Origin of the sequence: Faecalibacterium sp. 3 (genome assembly GCF_048323735.1) — a bacterium.
GTDB lineage: Bacteria > Bacillota > Clostridia > Oscillospirales > Ruminococcaceae > Faecalibacterium > Faecalibacterium wellingii.
In genome coordinates, this window is the sequence record NZ_JBLWFN010000001.1 from 203,571 (window position 1) to 218,676 (window position 15,106).

Genomic DNA, 15,106 nt, shown 5'->3' on the forward strand with positions numbered 1-15,106 from the left:
ATCTCCTCCTATATGTGTCCGGCCTTTGCCCGGAGCCTCTCATTTCCCGTTCTGTGCACGGCGGGCATCCTCCAGATTGATGGTCCTGCTGGCCCGTTCGGCCTCCTGCGCCGCACGTTCTGCCTCCCGCCGGGCGTGGTCTGCAGCCCGCTGCTGGGCCGCTCGTTCTCCATTGCGCCCAATGTTCACCATCACGCCCATTTCTGCCAGCAGCAGGATCAGGCTGGTGCCGCCGGACGAAAAGAAGGGCAGGCTGATGCCGGTGTTCGGGATGGTATTGGTGACAACGGCGATGTTGCAGAACACCTGCCATGCGATCTGTGCCATAATGCCGATGCCCACCATGGTGCAGAACTGATTCTCGGCCTTGTAGGCGATCAGCAGGCCCTGCACGATGAACAGGATAAACAGCACGATAATGAGCGTGGCCCCGATGAAGCCCAGCTCCTCACATACCACGCTGAAGATAAAGTCGTTGGTGCTCTCCGGCAGCCAGAGCTGCTTTTCCACGCTGTTGCCAAGGCCAAGGCCCTTCAGGCCGCCGGAGCCAATGGCATACAGGCTCTGTTTGGTCTGGGGGTTCAGTTTTTCCAGATCGTCCGACCATGTTTTCAGGCGTTTTTGCAGGTACTCAATCGAGTTCACATGAGTCAGCAGCGTTTCCAGCAGCAGCGCCGCGGTGCCTGCTCCTGCCCATGTAATGATCCCGCCGCTGCCGCTCATCATCAGGATGGTGCCCACAATGGCGGTGGTCAGCAGGATGCCGGACATGTGCGGTTCCATGATCAGCAGCACCAGCACCGGTACCAGCGGCAGCACCGGCAGGATGATCTGCCGCACGATGCGGATGAACAGCCAGTCCTTCAGCCGGACCTTTTCTTTCAGGGACGGACGGAACCGCCCGATCTGCGGCGCACTGGACGCCAGATGCGCCGTGAGCAGGATCATCTCAAACTTAGCCACCTCAGAGGTCTGCAGGGTCAGTCCTCCCAGACGGATCCAGCGGCGGCAGCCGTTCAGCGGCGGAAAGGCCAGCGTAGCTGCCAGCATGAGCAGCACGATCCAGTAACACGGCTTGCATGCCCAGCGCAGAAAGCGGTGATCCACATAGCTCATGGCTGCCATGCATCCGATGCCAATGGCCATGCAGAGGATCTGCTGCTTGATGTAGTGCAGGCTGTCGCCCATGCGCAGGTAGCCGGTGGTGTAGCTTGCGCTGTACAGCATCACAAGGCCAAACGCCATAATGACCGCCAGTGTTGCCATCCAGTTGATCACCAGCCGGCTCCACGGCCCCGGGTCCCGCTGCAGCGGCGGGGCCCATGTCGTCTCTTTTTGTCTGTATTGTCTGCGGGCGGCTTCCATTGCCCTTCCCCCTCGTTTTTTCAGAATAAAGCGCTCAGGCCCAGCGTGCCAGACGCACGGCCAGCGCCAGCCCGCACACGCTCAGGGCGCACAGGCTGTAAAAAACATTCACCGCGCTCAGGCCGCGCTTTTCCAGCCAGCGATGCAGCGGCGCAGCCGCGAACAGCGGCCTGCCCCGGCGGCGGTAAAACAGGATCTGCAGCGCCACCATGCCGCCTTCCAGCCAGAAGGGCAGCGCCAGCGGGACGCTGAGCTCTGCATAGCCGATGCACAGCGGGATGCAGCCGATGGCTCCCGCCGCAAACAGACACCCGCATTTGCCGGGGTGCAGCTTTGCCGGCGGGAAATCCCACAGCAGAAAAGCCATCAGTGCTCCGGCCAGTGCTGCCGGGAACACCGCCAGCGGGAACCATCCCAGCTGCGTTTCCAGCATCATCAGGCCCAGCATGGCCACAAAGGCCGTGCCGCACACCGTGCCGTCCGCGCCGTCGGCCACGCGGGCCGCTTCGGCCAGCGCCACCAGCAGTGCACCCCACAGCAACGGTGCCGGAGCAAACCGGATATAGCCTGCTCCCGGCAGGACGAGCCCGGCAGGCAGGCAGCCGCTCAGGGCAAGCAGTCCCAGCACCAGAGCCGCAGCAGCCGCTTCCAGCGCAAGGCGCGGTGCACGGCGCATGCCCAGCGCCGAACGGCTGCGGATGCACGCAAGGTCATCTGCCACGCCCACAGCACCAAAGGCAAACGTGCCCAGCAGCGCAATGAGCAGCCGGGACATCATCTGCCGGTCGCTGCCAAGCAGGGAGGGCTGTGCGGCACATGCCGCCAGCCAGCCAGCACCCACTGCAGCCAGCGTGCCCACCATCAGGCACAGCCCGCCGATCGTGGGCACAGGCTCTTCCGGTTCCTTCTGGTCGATCTCCCGTTCCGGCTGCGCGCCGCGCATCGTGCGCTGCAGCTCCCGCAGCAGCGGCACCATCAGATTGCCGAGCGCCGCCGTCAGTGCAAAACCCAGCACCGACGCGGCGATCAAGGCGAAACGAATCATTTTTCAGTCTCCAAATTCATGCCGGAATGTTATTCTTCGGCATCTTTCTGCTCTGCGTAGAAAATTTCCAGCACCTTTTCCAGAGCCATGCCGTGGCTGGCCTTCACCAGCAGTGCATCGCCGGGCTCCATGCGGTCCAGCAGAGCGTCCGCGGCTTCGCGGTAGCTGTCTGCATGCAGGGTCTTGACCCCCTTGGCCGCAGCCACCACAGCGGTGCGCTTTGCATTTTCGCCGTAGGTCACAAGGCAGTACAGATCGCTCTCTGCGGCCAGACGGCCCAGCTCCTCATGGGCTTCGCGGGAAAGCTCGCCCAGTTCCAGCATATCGCCCAGCAGGGCAAAGCGGCGCTTGCAGGGAAACTCCCTGAACATGGCAAGGGCAGCCTTCATGCTGTCGGGGTTTGCATTGTAGCAGTCCTCAATGACAGTAACGCCCTTGCTGTGCACCACCTTCTGGCGACGGCCGGTCTGCTCAAAATTGGAAAGGCCCTTGATGACGCCGTGCGGGTCGCAGCCCAGACGGGTGGCGGCACAGTAAGCAGCCAGTGCATTGGCAACATTGTGCCTGCCCATGGCCGGGATCCGCACCACAAAGGTGCCCTCTTCCTGATCTTCCAGCACAAAGCTCATGCCGTCAGTCTCCTGCCGGATGGACAGCGCACACACGTCCGCATTCTCATCCGTCAGGCTGAACCACACCGGGCGCACATGCTCCGGCAGCTTTGCCTTGCGCAGGAAGGGATCGTCATAGTTCAGCACCAGCGGTGCGCCCTCGGGCAGGCCGGCGCAGATCTCCAGCTTTGCCTTGCAGATGTTCTCCTGACTGCCCAGATTCCCGATGTGGGACACGCCGATGCAGGTGATGATGCCCACATCCGGACGGGCGGCACGGGCCAGACGGTCGATCTCGCCCGCATGGCTCATGCCCATTTCAATGACTGCATACTCGGTGCTGCTGCCAATGCGCATCAGGGTGCGGGGCATGCCCAGCTCATTGTTCTGGTTGCCCTCGGTCTTGATGGTCTCGCCAAAACCGGCAAGGGCCGCATAGGTCATCTGCTTGGTGGTGGTCTTGCCCACGCTGCCGGTCACACCCACCATCTTGGGGTGATACTGGCTGCGGTAGTTGGCACCCATCACCATCATCGCGTGGTAGCTGTCCGGGCAGAGGATGGCCTTCTCCGCAGGGACGCCCTCCACCGGGTGGTTCACCACCACGTAAACAGCGCCGTTTTCCAGTGCCTTTGCCGCAAAGTCGTGGCCGTCAAATTTTTCGCCCGGGAAGGCCACAAAGATGCAGCCGGGCCGCACCTCGCGGCTGTCGGTGGTCACAGACTCCACCTGTACCTCTTCCGGGATGGAACCCGCGGGCACCAGCCCTGCCAGAAGCTTGCTTGCAGAAATTTTTTCCATTGGTTCTTTCCCCTCTCTTTTATCTTGTAAAACCCTCTCAGTCAATGCCTGCGGCATTGACAGCTCCCCCGAAAAGGGGAGCTCTTTTGCATCTTACGATAAAGTGCAGTTCTTCAGAAGATTCACTTTACCGTACCCACTCGTAAAGCTCGCCCTTCGGGAGAGCTGGCGCGTAAGCGCCTCTTGTTATTTATCCACAGGTAATGGTCACGATGGTGCCGCGCTGCACGCTGGAGCCGGGCTCCGCGCTCTGCGCCTGCACCGTGCCGCCTGTATTCCCCTCTACCACGCAGTTCAGTCCGGCAGCGGACAGCATCTGGCGGGCAAAGTCCGCGCTCTTGCCGGTCACATCCGGCACCTCGGTATGGCTGCCCTCGTAGGTATCGGTATACAGATACACGGTGGTGCCATAGGCCACCTTTGCACCTGCATGGGGGTACTGGTAGGTAACAGCTGCCGCCGCCTGACTGGCTGTGCTTTCGGCCAGCTGATGCTTGAGGCCCTTGATGTTCAGCTGCACCTGTGCGCTGCTCCACTCGGTGCCCACCAGATTCGGCACCGTGACCACCGTCTGACTGCGGTCCTCGCCGTCGGTGGCAATGCCAAGGTACGGCGCGATCTCGCTGATGATGTTGCCCACAACGGGAGCCGCCAGCAGGGACGAATAGTCCGTTCTGGCGTTGTTGGGGTCATCCAGCATCACATAGACGATGATCTCCGGGTCGTCGGCGGGCAGCACGGCGGCAAAGGATGCCACCTTCTTGTAGTCGCCATCAGCGCGGCGGTCCATGTTCAGCTGTTCGGAAGTGCCGGACTTGCCGCCGATGCGGTAGCCGGACACATAGGCGTACTTGCCGCCGCCGGTACCGGCGCCCACCTCATATTCCATGATCTGGCGGATCACGTTGCTGGTGCTCTCGCTGACCACCTGACGGCGGACATTGGCGCCGATCTCCTCAATGACATTGCCGTTGGCATCGGTGATCTTATCCACGACATGGGGCGTGACCAGATAGCCGCCGTTGACCGCTGCTGCCACCGCAGTGCACATCTGCAGCGGGGTGATCGCCATGGCCTGACCAAAGGCCGAGGATGCCAGCTGCACTTCGCCCAGCTGGCTGCCCTTGTAGTACTGCATAAAACCGGTCTCGCTGGGCAGGTCCACGCCCGTGCGGTCGGTGAAGCCAAAGGCGTCAAAGTAATTGTAGAACGTCTGAGATCCAATCCTCTGGCCCAGCTGGATGTAATAGATATTGCAGCTCTGGCGCAGGGCATCGGCCAGATTGATGGTGCCGTGGGCCTTGTGGCCTGCACAGTGGTAGGTCTCCTTGGCCACGCCGTAGGCACCGGCGCAGGTAAAGGTGGTGTTGATATTCGCCAGACCGGAATCCACGCCCATGGCCGAGGTGATCACCTTGAACACGCTTCCGGGGTAATACAGCTCGGTGATGGTCTTGTTCTTCCACTGGATATCCCGGAAGTAGCCGGAATAATCCGCTTCCTCGTCCAGAATGCGGTTGCCGTTTGCGTCCTTGAGCTCGTTGCCGTTTTCATCCTTTTTGTAGATGCCGTACAGCTCCGGCTCTGCGTGCACCAGCTCGTTGAGATAATCCAGATTGGCACTGTAATCCAGCGGATCATTGGGGTCAAAGTCCGGCTTGGAGGCCATTGCCAGAATGGCACCGGTCTTGACATTCATCACGATAGCCGCGCCGCGGTTCTCCACTGTGTTGGCTGCAATGGCTTCGTTCAGATACCGCTCCACGATCTCCTGCACGTTCACATCCAGCGAAAGCACCAGATTGCTGCCGTCCTTGGCGGCAAAGGTGGTGGCATTCTCGTCCGCAATGGCATTGTTGTAGGCGTTGCGCTTGGTGATGGTGCGGCCGTCCACACCGGCCAATGTGGACTGATAGGATTTTTCCAGTCCGTAGGTGCCGATGCCGTCGGCATCCGTAAAGCCCAGCACCGCCGCCGCAAATGCCCCGTAGGGATAATTGCGCTGAAAGCTCTTCTCGCTGCCCACCGAGATATTTCCCTTGCGGGATGTGCCATTGGCACGCTTGTGCGCCTTATTGAACTGCGAAACATACGATTCAATGGACAGCTTGACGGCGTTGTTCACCTTGGTGGCCAGCACCTGATATCTGGTGTCGGTTTTGGAAAGTGCATCGTAGACCTTCTGGTATTGGGTCTGGTACGTCTCCGACGAGGTGTCCACCGCGTCCAGACTCTCACCGTCGCCGGAGAGCAGACGCAGGGTCAGCTCCCGGCTCACCTCGGCGCACATGGCAGGGTCCAGCGTGCGCACCTCGTTGTCCTCCTCGCCGGTGGAGGTGTACAGGATCTTGCTGTTGTCCGGATCGGCCCAGATGGTCCACACCACACTGGTGGAAGCCAGCGTGATGCCGGAGGTATCATAGATCTCGCCGCGGGTCGCCTTGATGGTGGTATCCAGCAGCTGCTGCTTTGCCGCCAGCTGACGATAAGTCTCGCCGTTCCGGATCTGGATGTTATACAGGCTGTAGGTCACACGGATGGCCGCAAGCCCCATGATCGCAAGGGCCAGACTGCCGCAGAGCAGGCTGATCTTGGGGTTCATGCGGGCACCGGCACCGGTATCCGGCCATGGCCCTTTTATTTTTTTGGTGATCTTTCGGATAAATTTTGGCATGGTATGCTCCTGCGGCAAAAGGCAGTTTCTGCTTCCCGCCGCACTTTTATTGGATTTGAAGTTTTTTTTGCAAAGGGGGCATAAAACCGAAAAAGCGTGCGCTGCCGCACGCTTTCCCGTACCTGATTCACCTTATGGTGCCAAGAATGTTCACTGCTCCGTTATAGATAAAGTCAGTCCACTGCCGCACAGCGGACTGGGTACGCTCCAGCGTATCGCTCTCGCCCAGACGGATGTAGGTGATCTGGCTCTGGTCGATCTTCATCAGGCCCAGACGCCCGGCGGTTTCCTCCACGCTGGTGATATTGGTCTTGCTGTTCAGGGTGCTGTTGTAATAAGTATACTGGCTCTGCTCGCTCACCAGCTGTGCCTTTGCATCCTGGATCTGATCGTTCAGCTCCACCAGCTGGGATTCGCTCCACAGCAGGCTGATGGCAAAGCCCACCAGCAGCGCAGCTGCCACCAGATTCATGGCATTGTGCACCGCTGCCTGCAGCGGCGTAAGACGGCGCTTGCCGCCCTTTGCAACACGCAGGTTCGCCTTGCGCTGTGTCTGCGGGGCTTTTCTGCGCCGCACTGCGTTATAATCATATGCTGCCTGACCCATGGCTTGCTCTCCTCCTCACAAAACAGGTATTCTGTTCAGCATTTTTCCAAAACTCTCAGGTGGGCGGAACGGCTGCGCCGGTTCTCCTCCAGTTCCTGACTGTTTGCCTCAATGGGCTTGCGGGTGACAAGCTTTGCTTTTGCCTTGCCCCCGCACACGCACACCGGAAACTCCGGCGGGCAGGTACAGGCTGTGGACCAGCGGCGGAATTTGTTCTTCACCAGCCTGTCCTCCAGCGAGTGGAAGGTGATCACACACAGCCGGCCGCCCGGCGCAAGGTGATCAAAAATGGTATCCAGCCCTTCTTCCAGCGCATCCAGTTCATGGTTCACTGCAATGCGCAGCGCCTGAAAGGTGCGGCGGGATGGGTTCTTGTTCTTGCGGCGTTCTGCCGGCGGCATGGCGCTGGCCACGATGTCTGCCAGCTGCAGGGTCGTTTCAATGGGAGCGTTTTCTCTTGCTTCCACGATCCTGCCTGCGATCTGCCATGCAAAAGGCTCCTCGCCGTAATCCCGCAGGATGCGCGCCAGCTCTTCGCGGCTCTCGGTGTTCACAAGGTCTGCCGCCGTCTCGCCCTGCTGGCTCATCCGCATGTCCAGCGGTGCATCTGCCCGGTAGGAAAATCCCCGGGCTGCATCGTCCAGCTGATGGCTGGAAACGCCAAGATCCAGCAGTGCGCCGTTGATCTTGTCGATGCCAAGGCTTTCCAGAGCTTGTCCCGCATAGCGGAAGTTGATCTGCACCACCGTAGCGGGCAGGCCCGCCAGACGGGAACGCGCGGTCTGCACGGCATCCGGGTCCTGATCCAGCGAGATCAGGCGTCCGCCCTTTGCCGCATCCAATCGCAGGGCGATCTGGCGGGAATGTCCCGCGCCGCCCGCCGTTCCGTCAAGGTAAGTGCCAGCCGGGTCGATGGCAAGACCCTCCAGACACTCGTTCAGCAGGACCGGGATATGCTCAAACGAGGCCGGGTCAAAGGCTGCTTGTGTTTCAAGTTCCATCGGTACGGCCTCCTTTCTTCGTTCATGGCTTTGTGCATCAGAGGGCTGTGCACGCAGTACACGCTTTCACCCGATGACACAACTTTATTGTAGCAAATCAAGCCCTTGAATGCAAGGGTTTCCGTTTCCGTTTTATCTGCAAAATGTAACAAAAAAAGCCCCTGCCAGCCGTCATTTTTGCCTGCAGGGACTTTGTTATTCCGGGGATGTGTAATTTGTGTGTGAGCTTGTGGGAGCAGAGTCTCTCTGCCGGCTGTCCTGCGCTTTTGCTGCGGTGTCACATCATGCAGCCGCAGTTTATCCGTTTTTCTTGGCATTCTGGCGCAGATTTGCCCGCACATTTTTCACCTGTGCCGCATTTTCCACCATGGTCTCCTCGGTGTTGCGGAGCATATTGTCGCAGTAGTCCGTCACGGTCTGGCGCAGGGTGCGCACCTCATTCTGGGCTGCGGTGGTGATCTCCGCGGCACGCTGCTGCGCCGCCTTCACGATCTCCGCCTCGCTGGTCAGGATGCGGGCTCTTTCCTCCGCCTTTTTCACGATGACCTGTGCCTGCGCGTTGGCCGTTTCCACGATCTGGGCGCGATCGTTCACGATCTGCTGGGCCTGCCGCAGCTCACCGGGCAGGTTTGCGCGGATCTCGTCCAGCAGATCACGGATCTGCTCCACGTCCACGATCTTCTTGCCGCCGGACAGAGGGACATTTGCGCCTTCCTCCAGTGTATCCTCAATGGTATCCAAAAGTTCGTTCACGTTCATAGTGCTTCTCCCTTCTGCTCATCACCGGCCGGCTGCATGGGCTTTGTGTACTTCCACAGCAGCACTCTGCCGTACTTGTACTGCTTGCGCAGGGTCAGGCCGCCTGCCTCGGCCGGCAGCACGATGCCCGTCTCGCTCTCGCACAGCACGATGCCGCCGGGTGCGGTGCATTTGTCCACCGCCGGCAGGATCTTTTCCAGCGTACCATTGCGGAAGGGCGGGTCCAGCAGTACGATGTCGAACTGCTCCCGGCAGGCGGAAAGATACCGTGCAGCCTCGCCGATATTGACGCGGCTGCGGTCGAACACGCCGCAGGCCTTGCAGTTGCGCATGATGATATTCACTGCCTCGCGGTTCTCGTCCAGAAACACGCAGCGCGCCGCGCCGCGGCTCAGTGCTTCAATGCCAAGCTGGCCGCTGCCCGCATACAGGTCCAGCACCCGCGCGCCGGGCAGGTCGAACTGGACGATGCTGAACATCGCCTCTTTTACCTGCGAAAGGGTGGGCCGGGTCACATCTGTTCCCGGCAGGGCCTCCAGACTGCGGCCCCGGGCTTCTCCTGCGATCACGCGCATGTTCTCTTTCCTCCTCCTTGCAGCCGGAAGATGCAGCTGCAAACACATTTTTGTATCACTTTATTATCACCCAACTGCATATTCTTGTCAAGAGCCGCGCGTTGCGCCATCTGTCGGTTTGTGCTACAATAAAATCGGCAGCGCCGGGCTTTTGCGGCGCATTCTGGACACCAAAAGGAGAGTATCTGTATGAAAGTTCTGCTCATCAACGGCAGCCCCCACGAAAAGGGCTGCACCTATACCGCCCTTTCCCTCATCGCAAAGGAACTGAACGACGCCGGTGTGGACACCGAGATCCTGCATGTCGGCGGCAAGCCCGTAGGCGGCTGCATCGGCTGCGGCGGCTGCGCCGCAGGCAATGGCTGCGTGTTCGGCGGCGTGGTTAACGAAGCCATTGAGAAGGCCAAGACCGCCGACGGCTTTGTGTTCGGCAGCCCGGTGCACTATGCATCCGCTACCGGCAACATGACCAGCTTCATGGACCGCCTTGCCTACGCAGGCGGCAGATATCTGGCCTACAAGCCTGCCGCCATCTGCTGCTCTGCACGCCGCGCCGGTACCACCACCACGCTGGACCAGCTGGTAAAGTACCCGCAGTTCTTCCACATGCCGCTGGTGAACGGCTCCTACTGGGCCATGGTGCATGGCTCCAACGCCGAGCAGGTCCTGCAGGACGCCGAGGGCTGTGCCGTGATGCAGGAGCTGGGCCGCAACATGGCCTGGCTGCTGCACTGCATCGAAGCCGGAAAAGCCGCCGGTATTGAGCACCCGCAGAACCCCAAGCGGCCCATGACCAACTTTATCCGGTAAGAAAACGTTTTTCCGCAGTTTGCACATCGGGAAGTTCCGCAGAGCTTCCCGGTGTGCTTTTTTATGCAGAAAAGACAGCAGGGCCTGCACGGAACGCAGTTTTTGTTTGCACTCTCCCGCTTTTTGTGCTGAAACGACTAAAAATCCTTTCCAAAGCGCCTTCCGTATCTTTTTTCGTTCATATCTTTATGTTACTATAAGATGTAAAGTGATTTTATCAGATGGAGCGCTGCTATGGAACACTACGATTGGAACGAAGGCTGGCTGTTCACGCCCCGGTTCGACCCGGCACTGGTGCGGCCGGAATGCGGGCTGGAACTGGAGCCGGTGCGCATCCCCCATACCGTGCGGGTGCTGCCCTACAACTATTGCAGTGAAAATGAATATCAGTGTCTGTGCGGCTACCGGCGGGAATTTTTTGCGCCCAGAGAGTGGGAGGGCCGCACCGTGCTGCTCACCTTCGGTGCCATTGCCCACGACGCCACTGTGTTCTGCAACGGGCGGCGGCTGTTCCACCACGGCTGCGGCTACACTGCCTTTACGGTGGATCTGACCGGTGCACTGCACTTTGGCCAGAAAAACGTGGTGGCCGTGCGCTGCGACAGCCGCGAGGATCTGAACATCCCCCCCTTCGGCGGGCAGATTGATTATCTGACCTACGGCGGCATCTACCGTGCTGTCAGTCTGGACATCAAGGAGCCTGCTTACCTGCGGGATGTGTTCATTGAGGCAAAGGCCGAGGGCGATTTCCGCATCTACACCTCCACCGTGGGCGAGACCGTGGGCTGCACCCTGCAGGCCGAGATCCGCAGCCCCTCCGGCAGCCGCGCCGCCTACAGCGGCGAGCTTTCGCTGCCCATCACCGGTGTGCTGAACGGCGTGCATCCGTGGAGCATCGAGCATCCCACCCTGTACACCCTCACGGTGCAGCTGATCCGTCCCGGCTCTGCCGGTCTGCCGGACCGCGTGCTGGACGAAAAGACGGTGCGGTTTGGCTTCCGCACCGTGCAGTTCGTGGCAGGCGGGCTGTATCTGAACGGCCAGCGGGTGGAGCTGCGCGGTCTGAACCGCCACCAGAGCTTTGCCTATCAGGGCTATGCCATGCCGGACAGCATCCAACGGCTGGACGCTCAGATCCTGAAAAAAGATCTGGGCTGCAACGCAGTGCGTACCAGCCACTACCCCCAGAGCCCTGCATTTCTGGACGCCTGCGATGAGCTTGGCCTGCTGGTGTTTACCGAAATGCCCGGCTGGCGGTACATCGGCGATGAGAGCTGGAAGGCGCAAGCCCTGCAGAACTGCCGCGAAATGGTGTGCCAGTGCCGCAACCATCCCAGCATTTTTCTGTGGGGTGCCCGGGTGAACGGCAGCGGCGACGACGAAGCTTTCTATAAGCGTACCAACGAGGCCATCCACCGGCTGGACCCCACCCGCCCCACGGCAGGTGCACGGAACCACCGCAAAAGCCAGCTTCTGGAAGATGTGTACGCCTACAACGACTACTCCTGCCGGGGCCGCGGTGCCGCCTGTGAAGCCCGCGCCGCAGTGACTCCCGACACCCGCAAGGGCTATCTGATCAGCGAATTCGGCGGGCAGCAGATGCCTACCAAACCCTTTGACGACGAGACCCATCGGCTGGTGCAGGCGCTGCGCACCGCCGCCGTGCTGAACGATTCTATCGCGCAGCAGGGCGTGGCCGGCAGCTTTGGCTGGTGCATGGCCGATTACAACACCCACCGGGAATTTGGCAGCGGCGACCGCATCTGCTACCACGGCATGCTGGACATGTTCCGCAACCCAAAGCTTTCCGCAGCCGTGTACGCCAGCCAGAAAACGCCGCGTTCCCCTTCGGACATCGTGCTGGAGGTCTCTTCCGGCATGACGCTGGGCGACCTGCCCGGCGGCGCGCCTACGGCCTGCTGGGTGTTCACCAATGCCGAAAGCGTGCGGCTGTACCGCGGCAACGATTACATTGCCGCGTTCTCGCCCGACCGGCACGGCCGCTTTGCCGCCATGCCGCACCCGCCCATTGAGATCAACGATTTTGTAGGCTCTCTGCTGGAAAAGTACGAGGGCATGGACTCGCCTTCCGCTCAGGCCGCTGCGGCCATCCTGAATGATATGCGCCGGTGCGCCATGGAGCTTTCGCCGCTTTCCAAGGCGCGGATGCTCTCGCTGCGGCTGAGCTGGAACGAAGTGGCCCGCATGTACTGCAAATACATCGGCATTCTGGGCAGCCCCAGCCCCGTGTACCGCTTTGAGGCGGTCTGGCACGGCCGGGTCGTGGGCACAGTGGTGCGGGAGCCGGTGCAGAGCGTCCGGCTGGAATGCACCGTGCACAATCCCATCCTGACCGACGGTCCCACATGGGACTGCGCGGCTGTCAGCCTGCGTGCCATCGACCAGAACGGCAACCTGCTGCCCTACTGCGGCGAGGCTGTCCAGCTGCGTGTGGACGGCCCGTTGAAGATCATCGGCCCCAGCGTGGTGCCGCTGCGCGGCGGCATGGCGGGCACCTACCTTGCCACCACCGGCGAGGCGGGCCGGGCCGTGCTGCACTGCCGCATGGAGGGTGCGCTGGACACCGACGCCGTCCTGACCATCCGCAGCCGGGAGAACGGTTAATCTCCGTCCCTTCATGATAGATTTGCACTCTGTTCAAAATTTCATCATGGTTGGCTGGTATCCTAAGAAATGTAAAATAACAGCGGGCACATCCCGCTTTCCGCTTTGATTCCAAAATAAAAGGATGCAGGACTTATGAAAGAAAAATTCCGTCAGTTTATGATCGGCCGCTACGGCACCGATGGCCTGAACCAGTTTCTGAGCATGGCCTCCATCGTGCTGCTGCTGCTCTCGCTGCTCACCCGCTTCAGCCTGTTCACCTGGCTGGGTCTGGCTCTGCTGATCCTGTGCTACTACCGTTCTCTCAGCCGCAATATTTCCAAGCGCACCGAGGAAAATTACCAGTACTACACCCTGAAAGACCGCATCGACCGCAGGTTCCGTTCCCTGAAGGATCAGTGGGCCAACCGTAAGATCTACCACTACTACCGCTGCCCCAAGTGCCGCCAGAAGCTGCGCGTACCCCGGGGCCGGGGCCGTATTCAGATCTCCTGCCCCCGCTGCGGCACCCAGTTCATCAAAAAGAGCTGACCGGATATGTTTGGTTATGTTGTTCCCAATCAGGCTGCGCTTTCGGACGAGGCGCAGAAGCGCTACCGCACCGCCTACTGCGGGCTGTGCCGCCGCATCGATGCACTGCATGGCCTGCGGGGCCGTTTTACCCTGAGCTATGATCTCACCTTTCTGAATCTGCTGCTGTGCAGCCTGTACGAGGGCGAGACCGAAGTTTCTTCCGGGCACGACCGGTGCCCCATCCACCCCTTGGGCGGTGTGGAATGGCGGGCGGCCTCCCCCACCGATTACTGTGCAGATCTGAGCGTAGCTTTGCACTACTACAACGCTGAGGATAAATGGAAGGATGACCACAGCCTGCTGGGCCTCGGCTACGAAAAGCTGCTTACCGGCTGCAAACAGGACGCCGAGAGCCGCTGGCCCCGTCAGTGCAGCGCCATCCGCACCTGCCTTGACCGGCTGGCCGGATACGAAGCCGCCGGCAGCGAGGATCTGGACGCAGTGTCCGGCTGCTTTGGCACGCTGATGGCTGAGCTGTTCGATTACAGGCAGGATCACTGGTCGCCGGAGCTGCGCAGCATCGGCTTCCATCTGGGCAAATTCATCTACCTGCTGGATGCCTACGACGACCTGAAACGCGATCAGCGCAAAGGTGCCTACAATCCGTTGAAAAGCCTGAGCACCCAGCCCGGCTATGAAGAGGAAATGAAGGAGATCTTTGAGCTGCTGCTGGCACAATGCGCCCGAAGCTTTGAGCGTCTGCCCTGTGTAGAGGATGCAGACCTGCTGCGCAACATCCTGTATTCCGGCGTATGGCTCAAATACAACTGCAAGACCGCAAAGGATGCCCGCAACCGGCAGTCTTGAGCGGTTTTGCTTGATTTTTGCACGGCAATACGGTAGACTATAAACGTTATGCCGCAATGGCGGCTGCATGAAATGAGACGTGAGGAAGTATATCCATGAGAGATCCCTATGAGGTGCTGGGCGTTTCGCGCGGCGCAAGCGATGACGAGATCAAAAAAGCATACCGCGCCAAATGCAAGCGCTGGCACCCGGACCTGAACCCCAACGACCCCACCGCCGAAGAGCACTTCAAAGAGGTGCAGGCGGCTTATGACGCCATCACCAAAGGCGAGACCGGCCCTCAGGGCGGCAATCCCTACGGCAGCTACCAGCAGGGCTACGGCCAGCAGAGCTATCAGCAGCAGGGCTACCAGAATGGTTACGGCGGTTTTGGCGGCTTTGATGGTTTTGACGGCTTCGACCCGTTCGGCTTCGGGTTCGGCTTCGGTGGGCAGCAGGGCTACGGCCAGCAGGGCGCCAGCTACTCCGGCTCCGACAGCCCGGAAATGCAGGCCGCCCGCAACTTTGTGGTCAATGGCCGCTACGCGGAGGCCCGCCGGGTGCTGGACGGCATGACCGGACGCAATGCACGGTGGTATTATCTTTCCTCCCTTGCCAATCAGGGGCTGGGCAACCGCATCGATGCGCTGCAGGATGCCCGCCGCGCCGTGCAGCTGGACCCCAATAACACCGAATACCAGATGCACCTGCGCCGGATGCAGAACCCCGGCCAGACCTACCGCACCACCCAGACCACCTACGCACGCCCCGGCGGCTTGATGCAGTGGTGCTGGAGCATGATCCTGCTGAACCTGTTGTGCAACTGCTGCTGCGGCGGCTGGGCCTTCCGGTTCCGCATGTGATCCATTTTTTC

General features: G+C 60.5%; 13 protein-coding genes. 5 read left to right on the top strand and 8 right to left on the bottom strand.

Features of this window, described 5'->3' with window-relative positions; translation table 11 throughout:
• Nucleotides 1–39 precede the first annotated feature (39 nt).
• The 8 genes from ACNSPV_RS00915 to rsmD all read right to left on the bottom strand — a co-directional run bounded on the left by ACNSPV_RS00915 (nucleotide 40) and on the right by rsmD (nucleotide 9,438).
• Entirely contained in the window at nucleotides 40–1,365 is a 1,326-nt protein-coding gene (locus tag ACNSPV_RS00915) for an FtsW/RodA/SpoVE family cell cycle protein (protein WP_249237377.1), read from the bottom strand.
• A gap of 34 nt (nucleotides 1,366–1,399) precedes the next feature.
• Nucleotides 1,400–2,410: a glycosyl transferase family 4 gene (locus ACNSPV_RS00920; protein WP_348584917.1), complete on the bottom strand. Its 1,011-nt coding sequence runs from the start codon at nucleotides 2,408–2,410 to the stop codon at nucleotides 1,400–1,402.
• Nucleotides 2,411–2,439: 29 nt separating this feature from the next.
• On the bottom strand, nucleotides 2,440–3,822 hold the full coding sequence (locus ACNSPV_RS00925) for a UDP-N-acetylmuramoyl-tripeptide--D-alanyl-D-alanine ligase (RefSeq protein WP_348584916.1): 1,383 nt from the start codon (nucleotides 3,820–3,822) through the stop codon (nucleotides 2,440–2,442).
• Between the two features lie 190 nt (nucleotides 3,823–4,012).
• The gene (locus tag ACNSPV_RS00930; RefSeq protein WP_348584915.1) at nucleotides 4,013–6,496 is read right to left on the bottom strand and encodes a penicillin-binding transpeptidase domain-containing protein; all 2,484 of its coding nucleotides are present in this window, start codon (nucleotides 6,494–6,496) and stop codon (nucleotides 4,013–4,015) included.
• Between the two features lie 127 nt (nucleotides 6,497–6,623).
• A complete protein-coding gene (locus ACNSPV_RS00935; protein ID WP_249237381.1) occupies nucleotides 6,624–7,103 on the bottom strand; it encodes a cell division protein FtsL in 480 nt (159 codons plus the stop codon).
• A gap of 35 nt (nucleotides 7,104–7,138) precedes the next feature.
• Nucleotides 7,139–8,104 carry a 16S rRNA (cytosine(1402)-N(4))-methyltransferase RsmH gene (rsmH, locus tag ACNSPV_RS00940; RefSeq protein ID WP_348584914.1) on the bottom strand — a complete coding sequence of 322 codons (966 nt, stop codon included), beginning with the start codon at nucleotides 8,102–8,104 and terminating at the stop codon, nucleotides 7,139–7,141.
• Nucleotides 8,105–8,401: 297 nt separating this feature from the next.
• Entirely contained in the window at nucleotides 8,402–8,863 is a 462-nt protein-coding gene (locus tag ACNSPV_RS00945; protein ID WP_348584913.1) for an ATPase, read from the bottom strand.
• Complete coding sequence (gene rsmD, locus ACNSPV_RS00950) at nucleotides 8,860–9,438, bottom strand: 16S rRNA (guanine(966)-N(2))-methyltransferase RsmD (RefSeq protein ID WP_249237384.1); 579 nt, start codon at nucleotides 9,436–9,438, stop codon at nucleotides 8,860–8,862. The genes ACNSPV_RS00945 and rsmD overlap by 4 nt, the downstream gene beginning before the upstream one ends.
• Before the next feature lie 189 nt (nucleotides 9,439–9,627).
• Between rsmD and ACNSPV_RS00955 the strand changes: the two genes are divergently transcribed.
• The 5 genes from ACNSPV_RS00955 to ACNSPV_RS00975 all read left to right on the top strand — a co-directional run bounded on the left by ACNSPV_RS00955 (nucleotide 9,628) and on the right by ACNSPV_RS00975 (nucleotide 15,095).
• On the top strand, nucleotides 9,628–10,248 hold the full coding sequence (locus ACNSPV_RS00955; RefSeq protein WP_348584912.1) for a flavodoxin family protein: 621 nt from the start codon (nucleotides 9,628–9,630) through the stop codon (nucleotides 10,246–10,248).
• Between the two features lie 234 nt (nucleotides 10,249–10,482).
• Nucleotides 10,483–12,873 carry a glycoside hydrolase family 2 protein gene (locus tag ACNSPV_RS00960; RefSeq protein WP_348584911.1) on the top strand — a complete coding sequence of 797 codons (2,391 nt, stop codon included), beginning with the start codon at nucleotides 10,483–10,485 and terminating at the stop codon, nucleotides 12,871–12,873.
• A 135-nt stretch (nucleotides 12,874–13,008) separates the two neighbouring features.
• Nucleotides 13,009–13,404, top strand: coding sequence for a hypothetical protein (locus tag ACNSPV_RS00965; protein WP_348584910.1), 396 nt, complete (start codon nucleotides 13,009–13,011; stop codon nucleotides 13,402–13,404).
• Between the two features lie 6 nt (nucleotides 13,405–13,410).
• Entirely contained in the window at nucleotides 13,411–14,253 is an 843-nt protein-coding gene (locus tag ACNSPV_RS00970; protein WP_348584909.1) for a DUF5685 family protein, read from the top strand.
• Between the two features lie 95 nt (nucleotides 14,254–14,348).
• Nucleotides 14,349–15,095 carry a J domain-containing protein gene (locus tag ACNSPV_RS00975; RefSeq protein WP_249237390.1) on the top strand — a complete coding sequence of 249 codons (747 nt, stop codon included), beginning with the start codon at nucleotides 14,349–14,351 and terminating at the stop codon, nucleotides 15,093–15,095.
• The last annotated feature ends 11 nt before the right edge of the window (nucleotides 15,096–15,106 follow it).

Coding starts and splice junctions, on each gene's coding strand:
- ACNSPV_RS00930 (WP_348584915.1), bottom strand. CDS start 6,496: ATGCCAAAATTTATCCGAAAGATCACCAAAAAAATAAAAGGGCCATGG.
- ACNSPV_RS00955 (WP_348584912.1), top strand. CDS start 9,628: ATGAAAGTTCTGCTCATCAACGGCAGCCCCCACGAAAAGGGCTGCACC.
- ACNSPV_RS00965 (WP_348584910.1), top strand. CDS start 13,009: ATGAAAGAAAAATTCCGTCAGTTTATGATCGGCCGCTACGGCACCGAT.
- ACNSPV_RS00920 (WP_348584917.1), bottom strand. CDS start 2,410: ATGATTCGTTTCGCCTTGATCGCCGCGTCGGTGCTGGGTTTTGCACTG.
- rsmD (WP_249237384.1), bottom strand. CDS start 9,438: ATGCGCGTGATCGCAGGAGAAGCCCGGGGCCGCAGTCTGGAGGCCCTG.
- ACNSPV_RS00945 (WP_348584913.1), bottom strand. CDS start 8,863: ATGAACGTGAACGAACTTTTGGATACCATTGAGGATACACTGGAGGAA.
- ACNSPV_RS00935 (WP_249237381.1), bottom strand. CDS start 7,103: ATGGGTCAGGCAGCATATGATTATAACGCAGTGCGGCGCAGAAAAGCC.
- ACNSPV_RS00915 (WP_249237377.1), bottom strand. CDS start 1,365: ATGGAAGCCGCCCGCAGACAATACAGACAAAAAGAGACGACATGGGCC.
- ACNSPV_RS00975 (WP_249237390.1), top strand. CDS start 14,349: ATGAGAGATCCCTATGAGGTGCTGGGCGTTTCGCGCGGCGCAAGCGAT.
- ACNSPV_RS00960 (WP_348584911.1), top strand. CDS start 10,483: ATGGAACACTACGATTGGAACGAAGGCTGGCTGTTCACGCCCCGGTTC.
- ACNSPV_RS00925 (WP_348584916.1), bottom strand. CDS start 3,822: ATGGAAAAAATTTCTGCAAGCAAGCTTCTGGCAGGGCTGGTGCCCGCG.
- ACNSPV_RS00970 (WP_348584909.1), top strand. CDS start 13,411: ATGTTTGGTTATGTTGTTCCCAATCAGGCTGCGCTTTCGGACGAGGCG.
- rsmH (WP_348584914.1), bottom strand. CDS start 8,104: ATGGAACTTGAAACACAAGCAGCCTTTGACCCGGCCTCGTTTGAGCAT.